Below are 25,824 nucleotides of genomic sequence, written 5' to 3'. Positions count from 1 at the left end.
AAGGGCAGCGCATGAAATGCTTTCTGATCCTGCAGCTGCGCCCCGAAACCGATGCCTCGGACGCCGAATATGCTTCGATCCTGAACCGGTCCGGTCTGACGCCCGAGCGCACCCACCGCATCCGTCTGGATTGCGAGGCCCTGCCCGAGGCGCTGGACGTCACCGACTATGCTGGTGTGATCGTGGGGGGCGGACCGGGCTGCGTCAGCGACGACCCGGCCAGCAAATCGCAAATGGATGCCCGGATCGAGGGCGCGATCATGGGACTGATGCCGCAGATCACGGCGCGCGATCATCCGTTCATGGGCTGTTGCTATGGCCTGGGCATTCTGGCCGCGCATCTGGGCGCACCGGTCAGCAAGGACCGTTATGGCGAGCCGGTCGGCCCGTCGCGCTGCCACTTGACCGAGGATGGCGCCCGCGACCCGCTGACCGCCGGTCTAGAGTCCGACTTTGATGCCTTCGTCGGCCACAAAGAGGCGGTGCAGGCCCTGCCCGAGGGCTGCGTGCATCTGGTTGCGTCGGATCCCTGCCCGTTCCAGATGATCCGCTGGGGCCAGAATGTCTATGCCACACAGTTTCACCCCGAAGCCGACGCCAAGGACTTTGAACAGCGCATCCACATCTACAAGGACCACGGCTATTTCCGCCCCGAGGACGCCCAACTGCTGATCGACCGCTGCCATGCCGCCGAGGTCACGCAGCCCGGCGAAATCCTGCGCCGTTTCGCCCAGCGCTACGGGTGACCCAACGGCGCGGTTGCCTGACCGGGGACCGCACGCTTAGGTTGGTCCGAAACGACTTTGGGAGGGGTTGTTTTGGATCTTCTTATCAACGTGGGCCTGCCGGTTTCGCTGGCCATCATCATGCTGTCTCTGGGCATCGGGCTTGAGGCGGCAGATTTCCGGCGCGTGATCAACCGGCGCTATCCGTTTGCGATCGGCGCGGTCTGCCAGATCGTTCTGCTGCCGGTCGCGGCCTTCGTCACGGTCAAGATGTTCGCGCTGCCGCCGGCAATTGCGGTCGGGTTCATGCTGCTCAGCTTTTGCCCGGGCGGTGTCACCAGCAACATCCTGTCGAAACTGGCGAAGGCCGATGTGGCGCTGTCGGTCAGCCTGACGGCGGTGATCAGCCTGTTGTCGATCGTCACGGTGCCGGTGCTGGCGGCCTGGTCGATCGACCACTTCATGGGCGAGGACGCACCCGAAGTGTCGATCAGCGGTCTGGCGCTGGCGATGTTCCTGATCACTACACTGCCCGTCGCCATCGGCGTTGGCCTGCGCCATTTTGCAACCGGTTTTGCCAACCGGATCGACGGCCCCCTTTCGAAACTGGCCACCATCCTGTTCGTGCTGATCGTGATTGCTGCGCTGGCTGGAAACTGGCAGCTTTTCGTCGACAATCTGGGCATCATGGGCGCCGGGTTGATCTCGCTGAACCTCGCGCTGCTGCTGATCGGATTGGGGCTGGCGCGGGCGGCGAAACTGTCGTGGAATGAGGCCAAGACCATCTCGATCGAAACCGGCATCCAGAACTCGACCCTGGGCATCACGCTGGCGGCTCTGATCACCGGAACCGAAAGCGGCTTCAGCCCGCTGGCCCTGCCCTCGGCCGTCTATGGGATCACCATGTACGCCGTCGCGATCCCGTTCATCGCCTGGTACCGCCACCGCTGAAAGGACAGAGCATGACCGAAAACACTGCTGATGCGATCGTGGTGGGCGGCGGGTTGGCCGGGCTGGCCGCGGCGGCCGAACTGGGTGACCGCGGCAAAAAGGTGATCGTGCTGGACCAGGAACCCAAGCATTTCCTGGGCGGTCAGGCTTTCTGGAGCCTGGGCGGTCTGTTCATGGTCGACACCCCCGAGCAGCGCCGCATGGGAATCCGCGACAGCCGCGACCTGGCCCTGCGCGACTGGATGGGCAGCGCCCAGTTCGACCGGGACGAGGACGCCTGGCCCCGCAAATGGGCCGAGGCTTATGTCGAATTCGCCGCCGGCGAGATGCGCCCCTGGCTGCACGAGATGGGCCTGCGCTGGTTTCCCGTGGTCGGCTGGGCGGAACGTGGCGGGTCCTATGCCGACGGTCACGGCAACTCGGTCCCGCGGTTCCACATCACCTGGGGCACCGGTCCGGGCGTGCTGGAGCATTTCATCCGCCGGGTCCGCGACCATGTCAGTGCCGGCCTGGTCCAGTTGAAGTTCCGTCATCAGGTCAGCCACATCATCATGCAGAACGGCGAGGCCAAGGGCGTCTCGGGCGAGGTTCTGGCCGACGATACGGCGCAGCGCGGCGCCAGGACCAATCGCGACGAGATTGGCGAGTTTGAAGTCTACGCCCCGTCGGTCATCGTCACCTCCGGCGGGATCGGCGGCAATTTCGAGATGGTTCGCCAGAATTGGCCCCGCGACCGTCTGGGCGAACCGCCCCAGGACATGGTGGCGGGTGTGCCTTTCCACGTAGACGGTCGAATGATCGCCATCAGCGAAAAGGCCGGCGGGCACGTCATCAACGGCGACCGCATGTGGCATTACACCGAAGGCGTGCGCAATTGGGACCCGATCTGGCCCGAGCATGGCATCCGCATCCTGCCTGGTCCCAGTTCCATGTGGTTCGATGCGCGCGGCAACCGGCTGCAGCCCCCCTGCCTGCCCGGGTTCGATACGCTGGGCACTCTGCGCGAAATTCTGAAGACCGGCTATGAATACAGCTGGTTCGTCCTGACTCAGAAGGTCATCAAAAAGGAATTCGCCCTGTCCGGGTCTGAACAGAACCCCGATTTCACCTCGGGCAGTTGGAAGGAGGTCATCCGCCAGCGGGTCCTGTCCGGGTCGAAGGCCACCGCGCCGGTTGAAGCGTTCAAGGAAAAGGGCGAGGATTTCGTGGTCGCCAACACGCTGACCGAACTTGTGAACGGGATGAACCATCTGGGCGGTGGCCTGATCGACGAGGCACATCTGCGCGCCCAGATCGAAGCCCGCGATTCACAGGTGGACAATCCGTTCTCGAAAGATGCGCAGATGATGGCGATCCTGGCGGCGCGGAACTATCGCGGTGACAAGCTGATCCGCACCGCCAAACCGCACAAGTTCCTTGATCCGAAAAACGGCCCGCTGATCGCGGTCAAGCTGCATGTGCTGACCCGCAAGACGCTGGGCGGTTTGCAGACCAATCTGGACAGTCAGATGATCGGTGCGGACGGCCAGGTGGTGCCGGGCCTGTTCGCGGCCGGAGAGGTCGCAGGCTTCGGAGGCGGGGGCTATCACGGCTACAACGCGCTGGAGGGCACGTTCCTGGGCGGCTGCATCTTCTCGGGGCGCAACGCGGGACGGTCGCGGGCCGTCGCCTGACGGCCCTTGGGCACTATTGGTCGCGGCGGAACTGCAGAACCGGCTCGCCTGTCGCATCAAGCAGAACCAGCGTGTCCCCGCGCTGAACAAAGCTTGCGACCTTTGGCAGGGCGGCAAGGAACTCCCGCTCAACCTCGTCCAGCGGCGGCGGGCAGGCCATCAGAGTTGCGGCCATGTTGTCGGGGAAGGAAATCGACTCGCCCGATATCTCGGCCTGTCCGCTGAACCGGTTGCAGCCGCCCGTTCCCCCAAAGGCTCCGCCCTCGGCAAAGGTAATCTGCGGGCGTTTCTCGGTGTCCAGCGCAACGCCGTTCACCTCGGTTGCGATCCACTGCGTGTTCTCAAGCATCGCCGCGCCCCGTTCCCAAACCTTGACCATGACCAGATCGACCGAGTTTCCGGCATCATTGGTCAGAACCGGGTAAGCGGTATCGGTGGTGAACAGCAGCTTGCCGTCCTGATGCACCGAGGCCCGCACCACATAGCGATGTCGGTCTTGAATCAACGCGTCGTCATAAGTCAACTCGAACTGCGCAGGCACGCCCGTCAACGCATAGCGTTGCGCGGCAAGAGTAACGGCGGGCGCATCGGCCCGCGACACATCCTGCAGCTCGACGAACAGGGTCGCCCCCGGCGGAACGGCGATCCGTTCGCGGTAGGTGGCGGTTCCCTCGACGGTCCCGGCCTGGGCGGCGCTCAGAACGACAGCCCACAACGCAGCGCCCGCCAGAAGGGTATGTGCGATTTTCATTCTTCGATCCCCTCGTCGCCGGTTTCCTGTCTAGAAGATCGTGGCGCCGCAGCCGTTTGCAAGCCTAGCTGTCCAGAAACGGCGAAATAACGCCAAAACTCAAAGCGGCCAGAGAAACGGGATGATCAACGAGGCCAGCAGCCCGACCGTCAGGTTCAGCGGAATCCCGACCTTCATGAAGTCCGTGAAACGGTACCCGCCAGGGCCATAGACCATCATGTTGGTCTGATACCCGATCGGTGTGGCGAACGAGGCCGACGCCGCGACCATCACCGCCACCACCAGCGGGCGCGGATCGACCCCCACCGCCTGCGCCAGACCGATGGCAATCGGCGTGACCACGACCGCCACGGCGTTGTTCGAGACCAGCTCGGTCAGAACCGAGGTCAGCAGGTAGACGGCCCAGACGATCAGGAAGGGCGGCAGTTTGGCAAAGGACGGGGCAATCGCATTCGCAATCAGCGAAACCGCGCCCGAACTGTCCAGCGCGGCCCCGATGGCCAGCATGGCGAATATCAGCGCCAGCAGACGGCCTTCGACAAACGAGAACGCTTCGTCCGCGTCGATGCAGCCGGTCAGCAGAACCAATGCAACAGCGAGGATCGACAGCAACAGGATGGGCGCGACCCCAAACGCCGCCAGCAGCACGATCCCCAGCAATGCGGCGATCGCAATCGGCGCATGTCCACGCCGGAATGCACGCGCTGACGGCTGAGTGACATCAACCATGTCCATGTCGGCTGCCAGACGTTGAATATCGGCCGGCGCGCCTTCCAGCAGCAGCGTGTCACCCACCCGGACGATGAGGTCGTCCAGTTGACCGCTGATATTCTGGTTCCGTCGATGCACCGCCAGCACATAGACACCGTAGCGGCGGCGCAGCCGGAGCGCGCCCAGCGTGCGCCCCACCATCCGGCAGCCCGGCGTGATCAGAACCTCGACGGTGCGCGTTTCGACCGCCGAGACCTGATCGACGCGCTTGAGCTCCTTGTTGCGCTGCAGGCTCAACAGTTCCGTCATCTGGGTGCGCAACACCACCCGGTCGCCGACCTGCAGGGTGACACCTTGAAGGTTGCGCCGCAGCGACTCGTCGCCGCGGATCACGTCGATCAGCCGCACGCCGGGGCGTTTGAACAACTGCACGCCGGTCACTTCGCGCCCGATCAGGTTGCTGTCGGGGGGGATGACCGCCTCGGTAAAGAATTTCATCTTGGACCGGTCGCTGAGAAGGCTGGCCATGCTGTCGCGGTCCGGCAGCAGCCGGGGCGCGATGAACCGCAGGTAGACCATACCGTAGATCACCAGGATGATGCCCAGGGGCGTGACCTCGAAGATCGTGAAGGGCTGCAGACCCTGCGCCCGCGCGACACCATCGACCAGCAGGTTGGTCGAGGTGCCGATCAGGGTCAGCGTGCCGCCCAAAATTGCCGCATAGCTGAGCGGGATCAGCAGCTTGGACGGAGCCACGTTCAGCGTGCGCGCAATCTGGACGAAGACCGGGATCATCACCACCACGACCGGCGTGTTCGACACCACGGCCGAGGCCAGCACCACGAATGTCATCAGCAATCCAATCGCGATGCGAGGGTTGACCTGGGCCTGTTTCTGCGCGGTCACTGTAAAAGCGTCCAAAGCCCCTGTGCGCACCAGCGCGCCCATGATGATGAACATGGCCGCAATAGTCCACGGCGCAGGGTTGGAAAGTACGGCCAGCGCATTCTGATACGGCAGGATCCCGGCGACCAGCATCACCGAAACGCCGCCGATGGCGACGACCTCGGCCGGGTAGACCTCGCGCAGGAACATGATGAACATGCCCGCGACGACCAGCAGCGCCAGAATCGCGCTGCCTGTTTCTGACAAAGTAAGGAGATTCATTCGTGGTCTTCTGTCCGAACCCTTAACCGGCCACCGTGCCTGAGCCACAGTTTCCAGCATTGCAGCGGACAGGGCAAGCCCGCCATGCGATCACGGCCCGGCCTGTTGCAGCCGCCCGCCCACACGCACCATGCAGACCGATTTCGCCTGGCCGTCCCGGTCATCGGTTTCCACGAAAACGCCGCTCAGCGTGGCCTCGCCATTGGCGGGGGTGAACCGGGCCTTGGGCATGCCTGTGATGAACCGCCGCATCGGTTCCTGCTTGTCCATGCCGATCACCGAGTCATAGTCGCCGCACATGCCTGCATCGGTCAGATAGGCGGTACCGCCCGGCAGGATCTGCGCGTCGGCCGTGGGCACATGCGTATGGGTGCCCACCACAAGGCTGGCGCATTTGTCGCAGTAATGCCCCATGGCCATCTTTTCCGAGGTCGCCTCGCAATGCATGTCGACGATGACGGCCTGCGCCTGCCCGCCGCGCGGGTGCGATTTGAGGATCGGTTCAATGGCCGAAAACGGATCGTCGAAAGGCCGTTTCATGAAGACCTGCCCCAGCACCTGAACCACCAGGACCTTGCGGCCGCCGGGTGCGGTGAACAGGCGGTGGCCCCGCCCCGGCGCGCCCTTGGCAAAGTTCACCGGCCGCACGACGCGCGGTTCGCTTTCGATGAATTGCAGCATGTCCTTCTGGTCGAAGGCATGATCGCCCAGCGTGACGCAATCGGCGCCAGAGTCCAGCAACAGCTTGGCATGGTCGCCGGTCAGGCCCATGCCGTTCGAGGCGTTCTCGCCATTGACCACGACGAAATCCAACCGCCATTCCTCGCGCAGGCGTGGAAGATGGGTCTTGATGGCTGTTCGACCAGCGCGCCCCATGACGTCGCCCAAAAACAGAATTCTCATATCGCGGTCCTAGGCGCAGCAGACGGCAATAACAAGGCGGAACCGTGTAAAAGCCCGACCATCACCAGCTTGCAATATTTCAGAAACGTGCAAACGTGCCCTCATTGATTTGCAACCTCGGGAGGTATCATTGAAAAAACTTATTGTGACGGCAACCATGGTTCTTGTTGCAACCTTCGCCCAGGCGCAGACCAAAACCACGATGGCCAATCCGGCGGCCACCTTCTGCATAGAAAACGGCGGCGACTATCACATCCGAAAGAACGCCGACGGCTCGGAATACGGTGTCTGCGTGCTGGCGGACGGAACCGAAGTCGATGCCTGGGACTATCTGCGCGCCCATTTCGAGAACTAGGTTCGAAAACTCAGAACCCGGCTCTCGGTGACGACCATGTCCAGGGGCTGATCGGTGGGTTCCAACGGAAGATTGTCGGCCTCTTGCGCGTCAAAGGCGAAACCGATCGCCAAGGTCGCGCGCCGGGCACGCAACCGCTGAAGCGTCCGGTCATAGAACCCGCCGCCATAACCCAGCCGCCCGCCACGGGCATCGAAGGCCACTAGGGGTACGATCACGATCTCGGGATCGAAATAGTCATCGACCTCGGGCACCTTCGCACCGAACGGGCCGTCCTTCAGCGGACCGTCCGGTGTCCAGCGCGAAAATTGCAACGGCTGCCCGGCCCCCTGGATAACCGGAACGCCGACCGGCCCATAGGCCGCGGCCTCGGCCATGGCGGGCAGCGGGTCGATCTCGGTGCGGATCGGCATGTAGCCTGACAGGGGCACGCCGCGATACCCCGCCAGCACCTCGGACAGGCGGCCGGCCGTGCCCGGCGGACGAGTATCGAATGCGGCCTTGCGCCGGGCAAAGGCGGCCTTGCGCGCCGCGGCCTTGATCTCGGCCAACCCGGTCACAGCAGCACCTGCGCGGCAAGACCCAAAAACACGAAGAACCCGACCACATCGGTCACCGTGGTGACGAACGGCCCCGAAGCCAAGGCCGGGTCGATGTTCAGACGGTCCAGCGCCAGCGGGATCACAATGCCGCCCAGCGCCGCCGCCACCAGCGTCAGCACCATCGCCAGACCGATGACCGCCGCCAGCATCGGGATACCAAACCAAAAGCTCGCAACGACTGCCATCAGCAATCCGAAAAACAGGCCGTTTAACGCGCCCACCGAAATCTCGCGGAACAAAACACGAAGGGCGTTATTCGCTGTCAGGTCGCGGGTGGCGATGGCCCTTACGGTCACCGTCATCGTCTGGGTTCCGGCATTGCCGCCCATTGACGCCACGATCGGCATCAGTACCGCCAGCGCGACCATCTGGTCGATGGTTTCCGCGAACATGTTGATCACCAGCGACGCAAAGATCGCGGTCAGGAGGTTGATGAACAGCCAGGTCGCCCGCCCGCGCGCCGTCTCGAGAATGGTGTCAGACAGGCTCGAGTCCTCGTCCACGCCGGCCATGCGCAGCATGTCTTCCTCGTGCTCGTCGTCCAGAACCTCCATCGCGTCGTCGATGGTGATGACCCCGACCAGCCGCCCGTCATCATCGACCACCGGCGCCGAGATCAGGTGGTACTGCTTGAAGGCATAGGCGACATCTTCTTCGTCCTGGGTTAGCGGGATGGTGTGGAATTCTTCCTCGGCGATGTCGCGCAGCGGCGTATCGCGCCGCGCCGCCATCAACCGGCCCAGCGTGACCTGCCCCACCGGCTTGAGCCGCGGATCGACCAGCACGACATGATAGAACTGGTCCGGCAGATCCTCGTGCGCGCGCATGAAGTCGATGGTCTGCCCCACAGTCCAGTGTTCGGGCACCATGACCACTTCGCGCTGCATGAGGCGGCCGGCCGAGTGTTCGGGGTAGGACAACGCCTTTTGCGCCGCAATCCGTTCCGAGTGTTCGAGCGCCTCCAGAACGGCCTCTTGCTGCGATTGTTCGAGGTCTTCCAGCAGATCGACCACATCGTCGCTTTCCAGCTCACGGACGGCCTCGGCCAGCACGTCGGGCCGCAATTCGGCGATGACCTCTTCACGCACGGATTCGTCCAGCTCGGACAGTATATCGCCGTCGAACTCGCGGTCATACAGATGCAGAAGCTGCGAGCGGTCATGGGGGCTGATCTGTTCCAGAAGGTCGGCGATGTCGGCTGCGTGCAGCGGCTCCATCAGCTCGACCAGCCGATCGCGGTCTCCGTCCTCGACAGCCTGCAGGATTGCCGCCACGGTGTTGCGATCCAGCGCGTAGGCATCTTCGTCGCGGGGCTGGTCGATCACGATTTCGTCATTGCCTGTGGTCATGCGCTGCCCCGTCCGTTGGATTGGCCCCTAATAAAAGAAGCAGCTACAGGAAAACAATGACAATGGCGCAATTTACCCGCATCTTTCGCAGGCTTATGCTGCGACACCGTTCCAATCAGCCGGAGATCAAAGCCGATGGCGCAAAAAACGCTTTTGAAAGGGCGTGTTCTGAGTTTCGAGCAGTCGCCCTTCCAGGCTGACCCCGACCGGGCCGCCCGGCTGCACGAGGCCGTTCTGATCGAAGACGGCCGGATCGGTGCGCTCGGTTCGGCCGAAGCGCTGGCGGCCGCGCATCCCGATGCCGAAACCCATGACCATGGCGCGCGCCTGATTTTGGCCGGGTTCGTCGATCCGCATGTGCACTACCCCCAGACCGCGATCATCGCCAGCTGGGGCAAGCGGCTGATCGACTGGCTTAACACCTATACCTTCCCCGAAGAGATGACCTTCGGCGACCCGAACCACGCCGCCGAAATCGCCGGGCGCTATCTGGACCTGACCACGGCGCATGGCACCACCACCATGTGCAGTTTCTGCACAATCCATCCTGAAAGCGTCGATGCGTTCTTCACCGAAGCGCAGGCCCGCGGGCAGCGTGTGGTGGCCGGCAAGACCTGCATGGACCGCAACGCACCCGACGGCCTGCGAGACACCGCCCAGACGGCTTATGACCAGTCCAAGGCGCTGATCGACCGATGGCACGGCGTGGACCGGATTTCTTATGCCATCACGCCGCGGTTTTCACCCACGTCGACGCCCGAGCAACTGGAAGCGATGGGCGCGCTTTGGGCCGAGCATCCCGACTGCCTGATGCAGACCCATCTGAGCGAGCAGACCGACGAGATAGAATGGGTCCGGTCGCTGTTTCCCGAGGCCCGCGACTATCTGGACACCTACGAAAGATTCGGCCTGCTGGGCCCGCGTGGGCTGTACGGCCACGCCATCCACCTGGAGCCACGCGAACGCGATCGTCTGCGCGAGGTCGACGCCGCGCTGATTCACTGCCCGACCTCGAATACGTTCATCGGATCGGGCCTGTTCGACATGCACGGGCTGATGCGCGACGGCCACCGCATCGGCTTGGCCACGGATACCGGCGGCGGGTCCAGTTTCTCGATGCTGCGGACCATGGCCGCGGCCTATGAGATCGGCCAGTTGCGCGGGCATCCCCTGCACCCCGCGCAGTTGCTTTGGCTGGGTACCGCCGGCTCGGCCCGGTCGCTGCGGATGGATGACCGCATTGGAAATGTAACACCGGGGCTCGAAGCCGACCTGGTCGTGCTCGACCTGTCCTCGACCCCTGCCATCGCACAGCGCGTTGCGGGCGCGAATGACATCTGGGAGGCCATCTTTCCCACAATCATGATGGGCGACGACCGGGCGGTGGCCCAGGTCTGGATCCGAGGGCGCCGGGCGCTGGGTTGAGCGGCCCGACAGCGCAGGCCGCTGGCGGTGCGACAGGCAACGCTCTGGGTCGGGCTTCACGCCTGCAGCGCGCGCGCAAGCTGGTTTTGACGTTCGATCACCCGCGGCAGGTCGATGGTGGTGATCTGCCCCTCGCGGACGATCTGCCGCCCTTCGACGAACAGATGTCTGACCCGGCTGGGGCCGGCAAGCAGCAGCGCTGCGGGGTCCCAGCTGCCGGCACTTTCGACACCGCTGATATCCCATACCGCGATATCGGCCCGCTTACCGGGCATCAGACGGCCGCAATCTGGGCGGTTGAGAACATCGGCGCCGCCGCGCGTGGCAATCTCGAGCGCCTCGCGGGCCGACATGGCGTCTGCACCGTTGGCGACTCGCTGCAGCAGCACCGCCTGACGTGCCTCGGCCATCAGGTTGCCGTTGTCGTTGCTGGCCGACCCGTCGACACCAAGCCCCACGCGGGCCTTGGCATCGCGCAGGGCGCGCACCGGTGCGATGCCCGAGCCCAGCCGGCAATTGGAACATGGGCAATGGGCGACCCCGGTGCCGGTCCGCGCAAACAGATCGACCTCGGCCCGATCCAACTTGACGCAATGGGCATGCCATACATCCGGACCTGTCCAGCCCAGATCCTGCGCGTACTGACCCGGCCGGCACCCGAATCGGGACTGGGAATACCGGATATCCTCGTCATTTTCAGCCAGGTGAGTGTGCAGCATCACGCCCTTGTCGCGCGCCAGCAGCGCCGTGTCACGCATCAGGTCGCGACTGACCGAAAAGGGCGAGCACGGCGCAAGCCCCACCCGGCACATCGCCCCCTCGGACGGATCATGAAAGGCATCGACCACGCGGATCATGTCGTTCAGAATCGCGGACTCGGATTCGACCAGCGCATCGGGTGGCAGACCGCCATTGCTTTCACCGATGCTCATCGCGCCGCGCGTGGGGTGAAACCGCAGGCCCAGTTCGGATGCGGCGGCGATCGTGTCCTCGAGCCGCACACCGTTGGGATACAGGTACAGGTGGTCCGAACTGAGCGTGCAGCCGGACAGGGCCAGTTCGGCCAGGCCGATCTGCGCCGAGACGAACATATGCTCGGGGCCAAACCGCGCCCAGATCGGATAGAGTGTCTTGAGCCAGCCGAACAGCAACGCGTCCTGCCCCGCCGGGACCGCGCGCGTCAGGGTCTGGTACAGGTGGTGATGCGTGTTCACCAACCCGGGCGTGACCACGCAGCCACGCAGATCGTGGATCTCGCCCGAGGCTTCAAGGCGATGCCCGATCCCGGCGATCACCCCATCGCGGACCAGTATGTCGGCCCCGGCCAGTTCTTGCCGGGCGTCGTCCATCGTCAGAACAACATCGGCATTTTTCAGTAGGAATTCGGTCATCTGGCACTCCTGAGATTCGCCCGTCTCATGACAAGAGTGCGTCGCGCCGGTGGAAAACGGGCGGAAGAACCGGCCGCAGAACCCTAGCCGGACAGATACCGGGCGGCAAGCCGCGTCAGACCCGGCGCAACAGGTCCAGCGCCGCCGCGTGGATGTCGGGGTTGGCCGCCGCAAGCACCTGCCCGCCCAGATGGGCCGGGCCGCCCTGCCAGTCGGTGACCAAGCCACCGGCGGCCCGGATCACGGCCATGGGGGCCTGGATGTCATAGGGCTTCAGACCGGCCTCGATCACCAGATCGACCTGTCCGGCCGCCAGCAGCGCATAGGCGTAGCAATCCATGCCGTACCGCGTCAGTTGCACCTGTTCGGCGACCGCGCGAAACGCCCGTTCCTCGTCGTCAGCCCCGACCTCGGGGAAGGTCGTGAACAGGATCGCGTCCTTGAGCACGGCGGTTTTTCGGGTGGACAGGCTGACCTGCCCCAGCGGACCCGTCATGAAGGCGCCCGTGTCGTGCCCCACGAATCGCTCGCCGATATAGGGCTGGTCGATGACGCCAAGCATCGGCCCCGTCGAATCCGCCAGCGCGATCAGCACACCCCATGTCGGCGTTCCGCTGACAAACCCCCTGGTCCCGTCGATCGGATCCAGCACCCAGATCCGGCCCGAGCTTCCAGTGACGGTTCCGAACTCCTCACCCAGGATCCCGTCTTCGGGGCGAAATTCGGCCAGAACCTCACGCATAGCCTGCTCGGCGGCCCGGTCGGCAACGGTCACAGGGTCATAGCCACCCTGCTGCTTGTTTGCTGTCTCTAGGTCGGGTCGGCGAAAAAACGGCAAAATGGCCGCACGCGCAGCGTCGGCCAGTTTTTCCGCAACTTCAAGATCGGTCAATACGGTACCAGACATACGCGACTGGTGCGGCGGGTACCGCGCAAAGTCAAGTGCCTCTGCTCAGGCGACGTCGCTGAGAACCCGGGCCAGTTCGAACAGACGGCGGCGCTGGTTCTCGGGGATCGCATAGTACGAGCGCACGAGATCGAGCGCCTCTTTGTCGCCCATCAGATCGGCAGGAACCGACTTTTTGCCACTTTCGGATTTCTGTGTGTCTTCGAGACCCTCGAAGAAAAAGCTGACCGGCACATCCAGCGCCTCGGCAATGTCCCATAGGCGCGACGCACTGATCCGATTGGCACCGGTCTCGTATTTCTGGATCTGCTGAAACTTGATACCGACCTGCTCTGCAAGTTGCTGCTGGGTCATTCCGATCAGCCAGCGACGATGCCGGACGCGCTTGCCCACATGGACATCCACATGATGGGTCATTGGTACACTCCTATCTTACACACAACCGCCCGGGAAAACGCGAACGCGACAGAGACCGCCATACCGGCCGCCGCTGGACAACACTCCTTCAACACCGGAAATGCCCCCCGAAACAGCACTTCTGCAAACCATCATTGCGCCATTTTCGATTCTTTTCAAGAAGGTTGAGTCGGAGCCGGTCAACAGAACTTTACGGTTGTACGTTCGTTCCGGCGTGCCAAATCACTCTGAATCAGGGAATTTCGGCGCAGGTCCGGAACGTTACCCGCCATTGAAGATTGACAATCTCACTCGGTTGCCCCTGCCTAGAGCGCGACCACGGAGGACACGAATTGCTCGCCTACCAAATTCCCTCGGCCACAGCCCAGGCCGTATTGCACGACATCGCAACACCCGAGCCGGGCCACGGACAGATCCGCGTCAAGATCCACGCCTGCGGCCTTAACTTTGCCGACCTCCTGATGCAGAAGGGCACCTATCAAGACACACCCCCTGCCCCGTTCACGCTGGGGCTCGAGATCGCAGGGGTCGTGGACGCCGTCGGCCCCGGTGTCGTCCACCTTGTCCCGGGCGACCGTGTGGCCGTCTATTCGGGGCAAGGCGGGCTGGCGGAATTCGGCGTGTTCGACGCCGACCGGGCCGTCATGCTGCCGCCGTCCTGCAGCTTCGAAGAAGCCGCTGCGATCCAGATCGCCTATGGCACCAGCCACATCGCTTTGGATCACCGCGCCCGCCTGCAGCCGGGCGAGACGCTTTTGGTGACCGGCGCAGCCGGCGGCGTGGGGCTGACTGCAGTCGAGATCGGCAAGCTGATGGGAGCAACCGTGATCGCGCAGGCACGCGGCACCGACAAGCTGACCGTAGCTAAAGCCGCCGGGGCGGACCACCTGATCGATGCGGACGAGGATCTGCGGCAGCGGGTGCTGGACCTGGGCGGTGCGGATGTCGTCTATGATGCGATCGGTGGCGACGTATTCAAGGCCGCCTTTCGCGCCACCAATCCCGAAGGTCGCCTGTTGCCGGTCGGTTTCGCCGGCGGCGAGGTTCCGCAAATCCCAGCCAACCACCTGATGGTCAAGAACCTGACGGTGATCGGAGTCTATATCGGCGGCTATCTGAAGTTCCGGCCCGAGATCGTGCGCAGCAGCTTTGAAACCCTGTTCCGCTGGCATGCCGAGGGCCGCATCAAACCGCATGTCAGCCATGTCCTGCCTTTGTCAAAGGTGGCCGATGGCATGGACCTGCTGCGGTCGCGCAAATCCACCGGCAAGGTCGTCATCACGCCCTGACCGGCTCAGCTGGCGACCGCGCGCAGCGGCCCGCCCCGCAGCATCCGGAAATTCTGGCGGACCAGGTCGGCCAGAGCCTCGACCACCGGTCCTCGGCCCGTGTCGCCGCCATACAGGTTGATCATGTGGGCCGGCAATTCGGGCAGCGCGCCGCCGGCGTCGATCTTTTCCAGATGCGCGGCCTCGGTCCCTTCCAGCATCGCGTGCACGGCCAGATCGGCGCTGACCGTGGCCTCGATCGTGCGGTCGTTTTCCGTTTCCACCGACAGTTCCCAGGGGATGCCCGCAGCGTCCAGAGCCGCGATGACCTGCGGCCGGAACAGACAACGGCGGCCAAGCGCCAACGGCAGGGGCCGACGGCGCCAGGCCGCCCCGCCCGATGCTCCGATCCAGCGCAAAGGCAGTTCGGCGATGGTTTCGCCGCCATCGCCATTCGACGCCTCGGTCGTCAGAATGACATCGCATTCGCCGCGCCGGAACATCTCTTTCAACTGGATCGAATACGATGAGACCAGTTGTACGCGCACACGGGGGAAGTCGGCGTTGAACCGCTGCAAAACCCGGGGAATTGCCGGGTAGACAATATCATGCGGTACGCCCAGAACCACCTCGCCTTCATAGGCCTGATCGGTCAGCTTCGACATCACCTCGTCATTCAGCGATACCATGCGCCGCGCATAGGCCAGCAGTTGCTCGCCCGAGGCCGTCAGGGCGATCGTCCGGCCCGACCGGTCCAGCAACTCAAGCCCAAGCAGTTCCTCGAGCCGCTTCAGCTGCATCGACACGGCCGATTGAGTCAGGTGCAGAAATCCCGCGGCTCGGGTGACGCCGCCATGATCGGCCACGGCGACGAACGACCTGAGGGTCGTGATGTCGAGATTTCGCATATCAGCAATCCTTATGCTTCAATTCATAAACATTCATTTTTCATATATGACAGAGACCGCCATATAGATCAAGGAAGTTGATTGAATGCTCTACCCCCATCACTTCCTGACAAAAGGACAATAAACATGACCCAAATTGCGATTTCCTGCCCCCCGCCGGCGCCGCGCAAAACCGGATGGCTGCAGCGCCTTGTTTCTTTGCCTCGCCAACGGCGCGCACTGGCGCGGCTGGACGCCCGTCTGCTGAAAGATATCGGCGTCACCCGCGCGCAGGCCGAGGCCGAGGCCGCACGCCCCCTTTGGGATGCGCCGGATATCTGGATCTCGGGCCGCTATTGACCCCATTTTGGCAGCGTTGACACCGCCGATGGCGGCGGTGCCGATTTTGCTCGCAATTCCGAGGGTTTTGCCGCCAAGACCCTTGAAACATGCGCCCGACTCTCCGATATTTGCCGTCAGAATGGTCCGCATCGCGGATCGGAATGGATTCAAGGGAGACCCTTAATGGCACAATTCGACACCGTCCGCACGGCGGCCGGCGCACGCACTGCCCAGATCGACGAGGGCCTGCGCGCCCACATGAACAAGGTCTACGGCACGATGTCCGTGGGCATGCTTATCACGTTTGCGGTGGCTTGGGCCGTTGGCACCAGCCCGCAGCTGCTGTCGGTGTTCCGCGACCCGATCACGCTCAGCCCGAATATCCTGGGCTGGATCGTGATGTTCGCCCCGCTGATCATGGTGTTTGCCTTCGGCGCCGCCATCAACCGCCTCAGCGCCGCCGGCGCCCAGCTGTTCTTCTATGCTTTCGCCGCCGTGATGGGCCTGAGCATGAGCTGGATTTTCGTGGCCTTCACCGGCATCTCGATCGCCCAGGTGTTCCTGATCACGTCGATCGCCTTCGCCGGCCTGTCGCTGTATGGCTATGTCACCAAGAAAGACCTTTCGGGAATGGGGACGTTCCTGATGATGGGCGTGATCGGCCTGATCGTGGCCATGGTGATCAACATTTTCCTTCAGTCGCCCGCCATCATGTTCGCCGTGTCGATCATCGGCGTTCTGATCTTTGCGGGACTGACCGCCTATGACACGCAGAACATCAAGGCGACCTACATTCAGCACGCCGCGCACGGCGACCAGGAGTGGCTGGGCAAATCCGCGATCATGGGCGCGCTGAACCTGTATCTGGACTTCATCAACATGTTCATGTTCCTGCTGCAACTGCTTGGAAATCGTGAGTAACCAGCGGCAGAATCCTGTCAGGAAACGGGCCCATTCCGGGCCCGTTTTTTTGCCCCGCTCCCAAACGAAAAGGACCCTGCCCACCGGCAGAGCCCCTGAACCCAAGTTCGATTTCGTTCGGATCAGCTACAGTTCAACGGAACCGCAAAGCCCGAACTGCGCGAGGAGTTGCCCTTGCGATAGACATCGCCAGCGGCCAGACAGCCCGTGAAGCGTTCGGTCTCACGCCCGAAAGCCGCACCTACCGAGTTGTCCACCTTGGTGCTATTGCTGGCGGTACGGACAACACCAAACAGCGTGCCGTTCACGTTGACCGTGCTCAGGAAGAGGTCTGTACTGCTGCCGACTAGTTGCACTGCGGTGTCGGCCGTACGCCCGCCGTTGTCGATGGCCACGCCGGCGATCTTGTCAAACGCTGCCTGGTCCGTCTGAACCTGAACCGTCGGAAGCTGGGCAAGCTCGGCCGGGACGTTGGTGGCAGGCGGCGTAAAGGCGACGGCGCCTTTGACGTCGGACACGGTGCGCGGTTCGCCATCAATGCCAGTGAACCCGACACCCTGCCGGTTCCAAGGATCCTCACAAGCCGAAAGGGTCAGAACGGCGATGGCAGGCAACAAGATTTTTTTCATGGCGCTCAACATTTTGTGGAGGTTTGCCAAAGCCTATGGCCAGGGTGGCCGCAAAAGCAACCCGCAGGCAAACAGAATACCCGGCGTGCTGATGCACCACTGCAACGCGCGAAAGGGGCGAACCGGCGACCAACCTGCCTGAAAACAAGAAAGGGTCCTGACCGCGCCAGGACCCTTTTTCGTCTTGCGTCTGAAAAGGCAGATTACTTGATCTTGCCTTCCTTGTACTCGACATGCTTGCGAGCGACCGGGTCGTATTTGCGCACGGTCATTTTCTCGGTCATGGTGCGCGCGTTCTTTTTGGTCACATAGAAGTGGCCCGTGCCCGCGGTCGAGTTCAGACGGATCTTGATTGTCGTCGGCTTCGCCATGGTTATCTCCTGCGTCCGAAAAGGCAGGGGCCTTTCGGTTGAATTCCTATGAGCGTGCGCTTTTACCCGCTCGCGCGCCCGAGTCAACCGGATTCGAAACGTGATACCAGAATAAACCGGCCGAGGCCTGGAATTTCTTGCAACGACAGCAAACGAGGCGAATTTTCGGCCCGCCAGCACTTGAGTCCCCACCGGAAAATACCAGCAGGCAGCGGATGCGCGGAGGGCCTGTAAGCCGGATCCTGTTCCGGGGTTGCCCCCTTCGATGACCATTCCTCTAGGCCGTGCATTGCTGCACGGCTCGAGCTGCCAACCCGGTCCCTCTCGGCCAAGGCAGGCCTAGCGGCGGTATCGGCTGACGCCGACCGGCCCGCGTGGGGACCCTATTTGGCATTGCTCCCGGTGGGGCTTGCCGTGCCGCCGCTGTTGCCAGCGGCGCGGTGGGCTCTTACTCCACCGTTTCACCCTTGCCATGATCTGCCGGAGGCGAACCTTCGGCGTCTCATGGCGGTTTGTTTTCTGTGGCGCTTTCCGTCGGGTTTCCCCGCCCGGGCGTTACCCGGCACCGTTGCCTTGTGGAGTCCGGACTTTCCTCTCGGGCCTAGGCCCCAGCGGCCATCCGGCCCTCCGCGCATTGAATTGGGTATGCCCCTGACCCGGGCACGTCAAGAGAGGAATGGAAGCGACAAGGGGCCAGCCCCTTCTTGGCCTTCGGCCAATTCAACCCCGGGATATTTTGGACCAGATGAAGGTTGGTCAGGCGAGGCGGTGCGGCTGCGGCAATGCAGCCACGTCCTCTGGGGCCAGCCCTCCCCTACCCCAGGGCCGAAAGCGCAACCGCACAGCAGCGAGCAGCGTTTCATCATCGACAGCAGCAGTATAGCCGGCGGCTTGGGCCACGGCGCGGAAGTAATGGGCCTCGGGCCGCGACAAAGGGGCGGCGTGAGCGCGCGGCGCGGCCAGCCCCTGACGTTCGAGTCGTATCCAGTCGAAACGTGGCCCGGGATCGTGTTTGCGCCCCGGCGCCATGTCCGAATGACCGATCACGCCGGCGGCCGGTATGGACCAACGGGTCATGATCTGCGGCAGAAGCCGCTCGAGTGCCCTTATCTGCGCCTGGGCGAAAGGATGATCGCCTCGGTTGTCGAGTTCGATCCCGATCGAGCGGGAGTTGATATCGCTCTGTCCCTGCCACTCGCCGACCCCGGCGTGCCAGGCGCGATCCTCTTCACGAACCATCTGCCAGAGTGTTCCGTCACAGCCGATCAGATAGTGGGCCGATACCTCGGACGCCGGGTCGCACAAACGCTCGAGCGCGGCTCGGGCGCTGTTCATCGCGGTGTAGTGAAGAACCACCAGAGATGGCTTCAGCCCATCCCGGCGGGGGCCGAAATTGGGGGATGGGTGCCAGATCGGCGAGAGATCAGTTGCCGACGACACGGCGGAACGGGCTGGGGTCCCAGCCACAGGCAAAGCCGTCGCCATCCGGGTCCAGGCCCTTGCGGTCACGTTGTGGCCCGCCGCTGGCCAGGAAATCGATCTGAGCCTGATCTGCCGATGGGTATTTGGCGCAGTTCCGTTGCGCCTTGGCCTGAAGGTTGAACCCGGACCGGCTGTAGATCTGTGCCCCGACCGGATTAGTAGTGGACAATGCGTATTGCACGATATTGGGCTGGCCGTCCGCGCCACGCTGAGGAACCGCCGTCGGGGCGACCACCTCATAGGTCTGACGGTTTCTCTCGATCAGGGCGGCGTCATCCTGAATGCTGCGGCTGCTGGAGACCGCGGCAAAATCCTGTTCTTGCGAAATGCCGCTCGACGTCACCGTTGCCGGGGCCGGTGCCTGGGTGGAGGTACTGGCGAGCGCTGCGGCCGTTTGATTCGCGATATCCGCGGCGCTGCCATCGGTGGAATAGGTGACGGCGGAGGACTCGGCCGACCATGGCTCCTGCGAGATGGCTGGGGGCGGCAACAGCGGATTGCCTGCTGCGCCCTGCCCCGCCAGTTGCGCCTCGCGCTGGGCCTGGTATTGCGGCGTATTGAACTCCGTGCCCTGAACCGGCGCCACCGTATCGCAAGCGGCGGCGACGGCGCACACGGGAATCACAAGAAGTTTGCGCATCGGACTGCTCCGTTCTTGCAGCGGTCGGGTCGACCGACCGTTACCACCATTTGCCCGGCTTGGCCACGAACCCCGCAGCGGATTCGAGCGCGTAGGCGGTGTTCAGCAGGTCGCCTTCCTCCCACGGGCGGCCGATCAGTTGCAGCCCCAGCGGCAGCCCCTGCTTGTCCAACCCGGCCGGAACCGAGATGCCCGGCAGACCGGCAAGGTTCACCGTCACGGTGAAGACGTCGTTGAGATACATCTGAACCGGGTCGGTTTCCTTCATCTCTCCCAGACCGAAGGCGGCCGACGGCGTTGCCGGTGTCAGGATCGCATCGACACCCGCGGCGAATACGTCCTCGAAGTCTTTCTTGATCAGCGTCCGCACTTTGCGCGCGCGGTTGTAGTAGGCATCGTAGAAACCGGCCGACAGCACATAGGTGCCGACCATGACCCGACGCTGCACCTCGTGGCCGAAGCCCTCGGCGCGGGTCTTTTCATACATCTCGGTGATGCCATCGCCCTGCGCCAACGTCGCGCGGCGGCCATAGCGCACGCCGTCATAGCGCGCCAGGTTCGACGAGGCCTCGGCGGGCGCGATCACGTAATAGGCCGGCAGCGCGTATTTGGTGTGCGGCAGAGAGATGTCCACGATCTCGGCCCCCGCATCACGCAGCATTTCGGCGCCATCCGCCCACAGCTTTTCGATCTCGGCGGGCATGCCGTCCATCCGGTATTCCTTGGGGATACCGATCTTCTTGCCCTTGATGTCGCCGGTCAGCATCGCCTCGAAATTCGGCACCGGAATGTCGGCGCTGGTCGAATCCTTGGGGTCGTGCCCGCACATCGCCTCGAGCATGATGGCGGCGTCGCGCACGTTCTTGGTCATCGGTCCGGCCTGATCCAGCGAGGACGCAAAGGCCACGATGCCCCAGCGCGAGCAACGGCCATAGGTCGGCTTGATGCCGGTGATGCCGGTAAAGGCGGCGGGCTGACGGATCGAGCCGCCGGTATCGGTGCCGGTCGCCGCAAGGCACAGATCGGCCGCGACCGCCGCAGCCGAGCCACCCGACGAACCGCCGGGGGTCAGTTGCGCATCATCATTGCCGCGCCGCCACGGGCTGACCGCGTTGCCGTAGACCGAGGTTTCGTTGGACGAGCCCATGGCAAATTCGTCCATGTTCAGCTTGCCCAGCATCACCGCGCCGGCATCGGCCAGTTGCTGCGAGACGGTGGATTCGTATTCGGGCTTGAAGCCTTCCAGAATGCGGCTGGCCGCCTGGCTGGGCACGCCCTTGGTGCAGAACAGGTCCTTGATGCCGATCGGCAGGCCGCACATGGCGGGCGCGTCGCCGGCCTTGATGCGCTCGTCGGCCGCCTTGGCGCGCTCCAGCGCGATCTCGGGCGTCTTGTGGACGAAGGCATTGAGCGCGTCGGCCGCGTCGATGGCCGTCAGGCAGGCCTCGGTCAGATCGACCGAGGTGGTTTCACCCTTGCGCAGCGCGTCGCGGGCCTCGGCAAGGCCCAGTTTGTTCAGATCGCTCATGTCTTACTCCACCACCTTGGGAACCGCGAAAAACCCCTCGCGCGCGTCGGGGGCGTTGGACAGGATCTTGTCCTGCATGCTCCCGTCGGTCACCACGTCCTCGCGGCGCTTGAGCCGCATCGGCGTCACCGAGACCATCGGCTCGACCCCTTCGACGTCAACTTCGTTCAGCTGTTCGATGAACCCCAGGATCGTGTTGAACTCCGAGGCCAGCGCCGGCAGCGCATCATCCTCGACCTTGATCCGGGCCAGTTTGGCCACCTTGGCGGCGGTGCTTTGGTCAATCGACATGGGAAACCCTCGTGTGCGTTACAGGGGCATTTACCCGTCTGGTGCAGCAGTCGCAAGACCGCCTGCGTGCGGGAATGGTCGGGCGGCGCCGGGGCCAGACCGATCCAGAATACCCGCCACGCAAAAAAGTGAACCGTTTCGTTCACTTTTCACTTGAAGTCCGCGTGCTGCATCCCCTTATGCTGTAAACGAAACAGTTCAGTTCGGAGGAAGCCGATGAAATCGACCATGATTGCACTGTCTGTAGTTTTTGCCACCGCAGCGGCTCCGGCCTTTGCCCTGGGTGTCCCGATGGGCGACCTGACCCCGACGCTGACCTTTCCCGATCAGCACCCTTCGGATCAGGTGAGCCAGGAAAAAACCTCACCCCGAAACTGACTTCGTTCTTGCCTCCCTGTTGGATCGGGCCGGTTTCCCCTTTTTTCCGGCCCAGTCCCCTACCTGCCCTCGTGGCGCCGCCGGCCCTGAACGGGTCGGCGCTTTTTTGTTGTGGCGCGATGCCTTATCGTACATGCACCACGCAGTATCGGGCTGGCTCAACCAGGTTTGCCGAACCCGTTTGACGAACGCAGGAGGTGCCATGACGGAGCGCAAGCAGAAGGTTCTGGACGCAATCGACGCAGCCAATTCGGCCGACCCCACCCAGGAAGACGGGCGTCCCGCTGCGTTGCTTTATGGCGAACGGATGAGCGCCGAGTTGCATCGACTGTTCCCCGACGCATCAGAGCCATTGCAGATCGCCGCCCGCGGCCAGCATGTCGAGCGCTGGAAGCTGGCCCGCTCGGCCTACCCCGAGGGGCGCGCGGGCTATCTGGCGTGGCGCAAGGCCCAAGCCGAGCATCACGCGCAGGTCGTGGCCGAGTTGATGTCCGAGGCCGGTTACGATCAGGCCGAGATCGACGCCGCCCGCCGTATGTTGCGCAAACAGGGCATCAAGCGCGACGACGACGTTCAGGCGCTGGAGGACGTGATCTGCTTTGTCTTTCTGAAATGGTATTTTGCACCCTTCGCCGCGAAACACTCGGGCGAAAAGATTCAGCGCATCGTCGAAAAGACCGCCCGCAAGATGTCGTCTGAGGCGCGCCGACGCGTGCTGGACGAGTTCGACCTGCCCGAAGACCTGGCCCGCGCTTTCAAGGATTGACACATCATGACCGATGACATGCGATTGTTGATCGACCTGCACCTGCCCAACGACCGGCAAGGCCCCGGCAGCGACGCGGCAACGGAAATGGCGTTGAAGCTGGCGGACGTTCAAGCCGATCCCGGATTGAAGGTCGCCGACATTGGCTGCGGCACCGGAGCTGCGGCCTTCTGCCTTGCGCGCCATCTAGGCGCATCGGTGACGGCAGTGGATTTCCTGCCGGATTTTCTGGCCGAGTTGGAGAGACGCGCCCAGTTCTTGGGCCTGGCGGCCCGGATTCAGACGGTTGAGGCGTCGATGGAGGACCTGCCCTTCGACGATGCCAGCCTTGACGTGATCTGGTCGGAAGGCGCGATTTACAACATGGGGTTCGAAAACGGTCTGAACGCCTGGCGTCGGTTCCTGAAACCCGGCGGTGTCCTGGCTGTGTCCGAGCTGACCTGGCTGACCGATCAACGCCCCGAACCGCTGACACGGCACTGGGATGCCGCCTATCCCGAAGTTGCGACCGCCGGACAGAAGATCCGCCAGATCGAGACGGCCGGTTATGAACCTGTCGGCTATTTCCCGCTGGGCACCGACTGCTGGATGGACAATTACTATCTCCCTCTTCAACGCAGCTTCCCTGCCTTCCTCGACCGGCATGGCAATTCCGAGCAGGCCAAAGCCATTGTCGATGCCGAACGGGCCGAGATCGACTTGTACGAAACCTATTCCGACTTTGTCAGCTATGGGTTCTACGTGGCGCGGCGTCTGCCGGACTGACCGCATCCGTCATGGCCCGCCGGTAAACCTCGATCATCCAGCCCAGCATGGTGGCGTTCAGGATGTGCCACATAAAATGCGTTCCCATCGGGATGCGGGCGCAAAGCGGAGCATCGAGCGCGCGGAAGGTGATCGACGCGATCAGGATCGCAGCTCCGACCGCCAGACCCCAGGCCACCTGCGGCCTGCGCACGCGCAAAAGATACGCATAGATCAGGATCAGCAACGGCACCGGAGCATATGCGGCCGACCCGCCCAGCCCGGGAACCAGTTGAAACACCGGTATGGTCAACGCCGCATAGGGGATGAACAAGGCCGTCAGCGCCACCGCCTTCGGCGTGGATAGCTGCCAGATGTCCCGGTTCACCGCGTAGATATAGACCAAGATGAACAGCAGAATCGGCGTCGTATCCGCCAGCGCGGCCCAGACTTGCGCATGGGTATGAAACAGATAGCTGCCAATGCCGATCACCGCCAGAATGGCGACCAGCAAGTTGGCCAACGGCAGACCCTGCCCCCGCACCCGCCGCCACATCACCCATGCCGCCAACAGAAAGGCCGCGTTGGACACGGCGTTTACGGGTTCGGCCCAATAGTCCGGCGACAGGCGCTCGCAATAGCCGTCGATTTCTCGCATCCAGTCCATGGATTTTTACATAGCCGATGCTAGGCTGGCCCTGAACCGGTTTCAGGAGGGTCTTTCATGAAAATCATCTGGTTGGGGCATGGCAGCTTCCGAATTCACGCGGCGGGACAAGTCCTGCTGATCGATCCCTGGCTGAGCGGCAACCCGATGCTGCCCGAGGATCAGCACGACGCAGCCATCCAAGGCGCCACGCATATCCTGCTGACCCACGCGCATTTCGACCACGTCGCCGACGTTCTGCCGCTGGCCAAACGCCTGAACATTCCGGTGGTGGGCCAATACGACGTCATGGCCCATTGGGCCGAGGCCGAAGGGATCGAGACCATCGGCTTCAACAAAGGCGGCCGGGTCGACCTGAACGGGGTCAAGGTCGACATGGTGCCGGCCTCGCACAGCTCGACCTTCGCCACACCCGATGGCCCGCGCGCCGGCGGGTCCGAGGTGGGGTTCATCCTGTCGGCTGATGGTCATACGGTCTATGTCTCGGGTGACACCACGATCATGGCCGACATGGAGTGGATCGGCGACTATTACAAACCGGATATCGGCATTCTGTCGGCGGGCGGCTATTTCACGATGGATATGAAAGCCGCCGCCTATGCCGCCCGGCGGTATTTCGACTTCAAGACGGTGATCCCCTGCCACTACCGGACCTTCCCGATCCTGGAACAATCCGCCAAGGACCTGGCGGATGGGCTGCCGGGCGTGACCGTCATCGAACCCGAGGTCCTGCAGGAGATCGAGCTTTGACACCCGCGCTGGCCTTCTCGACGGAAGAATACGCGGCGCGGCTGGCCAAGACCCGTTCCGCGATGGCCCAGCGGGGTGTCGAAACCCTGCTGGTTGCGGACCCGTCGAACATGGCCTGGCTGACAGGGTATGACGGCTGGAGCTTCTACGTCCCGCAGATGGTGATCGTCCCGCGCGACGGCGCGCCCCTGTGGTGGGGCCGGACGCAGGACAAGCCCGGCGCGGCGCAGACCACCTGGCTGGACCCCAACGACCTGCACGACTGGCCCGAAGAGCATGTGCAGCACCCCGACCATCACCCGGTCGAGTCGCTGGCATCGCTGCTGCGCGAGCGCGGCTGGACAACCCATCTGGGTGTCGAGATGGACAATTATTACTACTCGGCCGCCAGCCACCGGATCCTTGAGACCGCGTTCGGCCGCGATGCGCTGATCGACGCGACCGGGTTGGTGAACTGGCAGCGTGCGGTCAAGAGCGAGGCCGAGATCGCCTTGATGCGCAAGGCCGGGCAGTTGACCGCGCATATGCACGCAGTGCTGCGCGACGGGTTCCGCGCCGGGGTTCCCAAGAACGTGCTCGTGGCCGAGGTTCAGGCGGCGGGCATCGCCGGGCTGCTGGGTCTTGCGGGCGACTATCCCGCGATTGCGCCCATCGCGCCCTCGGGGGCCGAGGCCTCGGCCTCGCACATCACTTGGAACGACCGTCCGCTGACACCGGGCGAGGCGACCTATTTCGAAATCTCGGGCTGCCATCGCCGTTATCACTGCCCGGCCAGCCGCAGCCTGTTTCTGGGTGACCCACCCGCCGATATCCGGCGCGCGGAAACCGCGATC

29 protein-coding genes and 1 other RNA gene are annotated in these 25,824 nt (G+C 63.4%); 13 read left to right on the top strand and 17 right to left on the bottom strand.

What is annotated here, in order from left to right:
• Nucleotides 1-11: 11 nt before the first annotated feature.
• The 3 genes from AC2FM3_RS02205 to AC2FM3_RS02195 all read left to right on the top strand — a co-directional run bounded on the left by AC2FM3_RS02205 (nt 12) and on the right by AC2FM3_RS02195 (nt 3,349).
• Nucleotides 12-746 carry a glutamine amidotransferase gene (locus tag AC2FM3_RS02205; RefSeq protein ID WP_496678714.1) on the top strand — a complete coding sequence of 245 codons (735 nt, stop codon included), beginning with the start codon at nt 12-14 and terminating at the stop codon, nt 744-746.
• Between the two features lie 72 nt (nt 747-818).
• Nucleotides 819-1,676, top strand: coding sequence for a bile acid:sodium symporter family protein (locus tag AC2FM3_RS02200; RefSeq protein WP_496678712.1), 858 nt, complete (start codon nt 819-821; stop codon nt 1,674-1,676).
• Nucleotides 1,677-1,687: 11 nt separating this feature from the next.
• Nucleotides 1,688-3,349 carry an FAD-binding dehydrogenase gene (locus AC2FM3_RS02195; RefSeq protein ID WP_496678710.1) on the top strand — a complete coding sequence of 554 codons (1,662 nt, stop codon included), beginning with the start codon at nt 1,688-1,690 and terminating at the stop codon, nt 3,347-3,349.
• Nucleotides 3,350-3,362: 13 nt separating this feature from the next.
• Here AC2FM3_RS02195 and AC2FM3_RS02190 read toward each other — a convergent pair whose 3' ends face one another.
• The 3 genes from AC2FM3_RS02190 to AC2FM3_RS02180 all read right to left on the bottom strand — a co-directional run bounded on the left by AC2FM3_RS02190 (nt 3,363) and on the right by AC2FM3_RS02180 (nt 6,881).
• Nucleotides 3,363-4,100, bottom strand: coding sequence for a YbaY family lipoprotein (locus AC2FM3_RS02190; RefSeq protein ID WP_496678709.1), 738 nt, complete (start codon nt 4,098-4,100; stop codon nt 3,363-3,365).
• 99 nt (nt 4,101-4,199) lie between these two features.
• A complete protein-coding gene (locus AC2FM3_RS02185) occupies nt 4,200-5,978 on the bottom strand; it encodes an SLC13 family permease (protein ID WP_496678708.1) in 1,779 nt (592 codons plus the stop codon).
• A 90-nt stretch (nt 5,979-6,068) separates the two neighbouring features.
• Complete coding sequence (locus tag AC2FM3_RS02180; RefSeq protein ID WP_496678706.1) at nt 6,069-6,881, bottom strand: TIGR00282 family metallophosphoesterase; 813 nt, start codon at nt 6,879-6,881, stop codon at nt 6,069-6,071.
• Nucleotides 6,882-7,011: 130 nt separating this feature from the next.
• Here AC2FM3_RS02180 and AC2FM3_RS02175 point away from each other — a divergent pair, with 130 nt between their 5' ends.
• Nucleotides 7,012-7,236, top strand: coding sequence for a putative hemolysin (locus tag AC2FM3_RS02175; RefSeq protein WP_496678705.1), 225 nt, complete (start codon nt 7,012-7,014; stop codon nt 7,234-7,236).
• On the opposite strand, the gene AC2FM3_RS02170 is transcribed toward AC2FM3_RS02175, so the two are convergent.
• On the bottom strand, nt 7,233-7,796 hold the full coding sequence (locus AC2FM3_RS02170) for a 5-formyltetrahydrofolate cyclo-ligase (protein WP_496678704.1): 564 nt from the start codon (nt 7,794-7,796) through the stop codon (nt 7,233-7,235). The genes AC2FM3_RS02175 and AC2FM3_RS02170 overlap by 4 nt on opposite strands.
• The gene (gene mgtE / locus AC2FM3_RS02165; protein WP_496678702.1) at nt 7,793-9,187 is read right to left on the bottom strand and encodes a magnesium transporter; all 1,395 of its coding nucleotides are present in this window, start codon (nt 9,185-9,187) and stop codon (nt 7,793-7,795) included. Before mgtE ends, AC2FM3_RS02170 begins: the two co-directional genes overlap by 4 nt.
• A gap of 135 nt (nt 9,188-9,322) precedes the next feature.
• Between mgtE and guaD the strand changes: the two genes are divergently transcribed.
• Nucleotides 9,323-10,612, top strand: coding sequence for a guanine deaminase (gene guaD, locus AC2FM3_RS02160; protein ID WP_496678701.1), 1,290 nt, complete (start codon nt 9,323-9,325; stop codon nt 10,610-10,612).
• Nucleotides 10,613-10,668: 56 nt separating this feature from the next.
• On the opposite strand, the gene AC2FM3_RS02155 is transcribed toward guaD, so the two are convergent.
• The 3 genes from AC2FM3_RS02155 to AC2FM3_RS02145 all read right to left on the bottom strand — a co-directional run bounded on the left by AC2FM3_RS02155 (nt 10,669) and on the right by AC2FM3_RS02145 (nt 13,327).
• The gene (locus AC2FM3_RS02155; protein ID WP_496678700.1) at nt 10,669-12,003 is read right to left on the bottom strand and encodes an 8-oxoguanine deaminase; all 1,335 of its coding nucleotides are present in this window, start codon (nt 12,001-12,003) and stop codon (nt 10,669-10,671) included.
• A gap of 115 nt (nt 12,004-12,118) precedes the next feature.
• Entirely contained in the window at nt 12,119-12,910 is a 792-nt protein-coding gene (gene hisN / locus AC2FM3_RS02150; protein ID WP_496678698.1) for a histidinol-phosphatase, read from the bottom strand.
• A 45-nt stretch (nt 12,911-12,955) separates the two neighbouring features.
• Nucleotides 12,956-13,327 carry a helix-turn-helix domain-containing protein gene (locus tag AC2FM3_RS02145; RefSeq protein ID WP_149774650.1) on the bottom strand — a complete coding sequence of 124 codons (372 nt, stop codon included), beginning with the start codon at nt 13,325-13,327 and terminating at the stop codon, nt 12,956-12,958.
• Between the two features lie 332 nt (nt 13,328-13,659).
• Here AC2FM3_RS02145 and AC2FM3_RS02140 point away from each other — a divergent pair, with 332 nt between their 5' ends.
• The gene (locus AC2FM3_RS02140) at nt 13,660-14,616 is read left to right on the top strand and encodes an NADPH:quinone oxidoreductase family protein (RefSeq protein ID WP_496678696.1); all 957 of its coding nucleotides are present in this window, start codon (nt 13,660-13,662) and stop codon (nt 14,614-14,616) included.
• A 5-nt stretch (nt 14,617-14,621) separates the two neighbouring features.
• On the opposite strand, the gene AC2FM3_RS02135 is transcribed toward AC2FM3_RS02140, so the two are convergent.
• Nucleotides 14,622-15,503: a LysR family transcriptional regulator gene (locus AC2FM3_RS02135; protein ID WP_496678694.1), complete on the bottom strand. Its 882-nt coding sequence runs from the start codon at nt 15,501-15,503 to the stop codon at nt 14,622-14,624.
• Between the two features lie 126 nt (nt 15,504-15,629).
• On the opposite strand from AC2FM3_RS02135, the gene AC2FM3_RS02130 reads away from it, so the two are divergent.
• Both AC2FM3_RS02130 and AC2FM3_RS02125 read left to right on the top strand, forming a co-directional pair.
• Entirely contained in the window at nt 15,630-15,842 is a 213-nt protein-coding gene (locus tag AC2FM3_RS02130; protein WP_496678693.1) for a DUF1127 domain-containing protein, read from the top strand.
• A 165-nt stretch (nt 15,843-16,007) separates the two neighbouring features.
• Nucleotides 16,008-16,745, top strand: a complete 738-nt coding sequence (locus AC2FM3_RS02125) for a Bax inhibitor-1/YccA family protein (protein ID WP_496678691.1) — start codon at nt 16,008-16,010, stop codon at nt 16,743-16,745.
• Nucleotides 16,746-16,867: 122 nt separating this feature from the next.
• Here AC2FM3_RS02125 and AC2FM3_RS02120 read toward each other — a convergent pair whose 3' ends face one another.
• The 7 genes from AC2FM3_RS02120 to gatC form a co-directional block, all read right to left on the bottom strand.
• Nucleotides 16,868-17,386, bottom strand: a complete 519-nt coding sequence (locus tag AC2FM3_RS02120) for a hypothetical protein (RefSeq protein ID WP_496678690.1) — start codon at nt 17,384-17,386, stop codon at nt 16,868-16,870.
• Nucleotides 17,387-17,577: 191 nt separating this feature from the next.
• Nucleotides 17,578-17,745, bottom strand: a complete 168-nt coding sequence (gene rpmG, locus AC2FM3_RS02115) for a 50S ribosomal protein L33 (RefSeq protein ID WP_005630270.1) — start codon at nt 17,743-17,745, stop codon at nt 17,578-17,580.
• A gap of 215 nt (nt 17,746-17,960) precedes the next feature.
• Nucleotides 17,961-18,376, bottom strand: an RNA gene (rnpB, locus tag AC2FM3_RS02110) — RNase P RNA component class A.
• Nucleotides 18,377-18,501: 125 nt separating this feature from the next.
• Nucleotides 18,502-19,230: an N-acetylmuramoyl-L-alanine amidase gene (locus tag AC2FM3_RS02105; protein ID WP_496678687.1), complete on the bottom strand. Its 729-nt coding sequence runs from the start codon at nt 19,228-19,230 to the stop codon at nt 18,502-18,504.
• The gene (locus tag AC2FM3_RS02100; RefSeq protein WP_496678686.1) at nt 19,169-19,867 is read right to left on the bottom strand and encodes a hypothetical protein; all 699 of its coding nucleotides are present in this window, start codon (nt 19,865-19,867) and stop codon (nt 19,169-19,171) included. Before AC2FM3_RS02100 ends, AC2FM3_RS02105 begins: the two co-directional genes overlap by 62 nt.
• Before the next feature lie 40 nt (nt 19,868-19,907).
• A complete protein-coding gene (gene gatA / locus AC2FM3_RS02095; RefSeq protein WP_496678684.1) occupies nt 19,908-21,395 on the bottom strand; it encodes an Asp-tRNA(Asn)/Glu-tRNA(Gln) amidotransferase subunit GatA in 1,488 nt (495 codons plus the stop codon).
• Nucleotides 21,396-21,398: 3 nt separating this feature from the next.
• Entirely contained in the window at nt 21,399-21,686 is a 288-nt protein-coding gene (gene gatC, locus AC2FM3_RS02090; RefSeq protein WP_496678682.1) for an Asp-tRNA(Asn)/Glu-tRNA(Gln) amidotransferase subunit GatC, read from the bottom strand.
• 216 nt (nt 21,687-21,902) lie between these two features.
• On the opposite strand from gatC, the gene AC2FM3_RS02085 reads away from it, so the two are divergent.
• The 3 genes from AC2FM3_RS02085 to AC2FM3_RS02075 all read left to right on the top strand — a co-directional run bounded on the left by AC2FM3_RS02085 (nt 21,903) and on the right by AC2FM3_RS02075 (nt 23,595).
• The gene (locus AC2FM3_RS02085) at nt 21,903-22,064 is read left to right on the top strand and encodes a hypothetical protein (RefSeq protein WP_496678680.1); all 162 of its coding nucleotides are present in this window, start codon (nt 21,903-21,905) and stop codon (nt 22,062-22,064) included.
• Nucleotides 22,065-22,266: 202 nt separating this feature from the next.
• Complete coding sequence (locus AC2FM3_RS02080; RefSeq protein ID WP_496678679.1) at nt 22,267-22,830, top strand: DUF4202 domain-containing protein; 564 nt, start codon at nt 22,267-22,269, stop codon at nt 22,828-22,830.
• A 6-nt stretch (nt 22,831-22,836) separates the two neighbouring features.
• The gene (locus tag AC2FM3_RS02075) at nt 22,837-23,595 is read left to right on the top strand and encodes a class I SAM-dependent methyltransferase (RefSeq protein WP_496678678.1); all 759 of its coding nucleotides are present in this window, start codon (nt 22,837-22,839) and stop codon (nt 23,593-23,595) included.
• On the opposite strand, the gene AC2FM3_RS02070 is transcribed toward AC2FM3_RS02075, so the two are convergent.
• Complete coding sequence (locus AC2FM3_RS02070; protein ID WP_496678677.1) at nt 23,555-24,241, bottom strand: ceramidase domain-containing protein; 687 nt, start codon at nt 24,239-24,241, stop codon at nt 23,555-23,557. The two genes, AC2FM3_RS02075 and AC2FM3_RS02070, sit on opposite strands and share 41 nt — an antisense overlap.
• Before the next feature lie 57 nt (nt 24,242-24,298).
• Between AC2FM3_RS02070 and AC2FM3_RS02065 the strand changes: the two genes are divergently transcribed.
• Together AC2FM3_RS02065 and AC2FM3_RS02060 are read left to right on the top strand one after the other, a co-directional pair.
• Nucleotides 24,299-24,991 carry a metal-dependent hydrolase gene (locus AC2FM3_RS02065; RefSeq protein ID WP_496678675.1) on the top strand — a complete coding sequence of 231 codons (693 nt, stop codon included), beginning with the start codon at nt 24,299-24,301 and terminating at the stop codon, nt 24,989-24,991.
• Nucleotides 24,988-25,824, top strand: an 837-nt coding sequence (locus tag AC2FM3_RS02060; protein WP_496678673.1) for a M24 family metallopeptidase, incomplete at its 3' end; no start/stop codon positions are given. The genes AC2FM3_RS02065 and AC2FM3_RS02060, both read left to right, overlap by 4 nt.

The sequence above is a fragment of the Ruegeria sp. BHSB172 genome (assembly GCF_059613165.1).
This window is presented reverse-complemented; position numbering and strand designations above follow the sequence as displayed.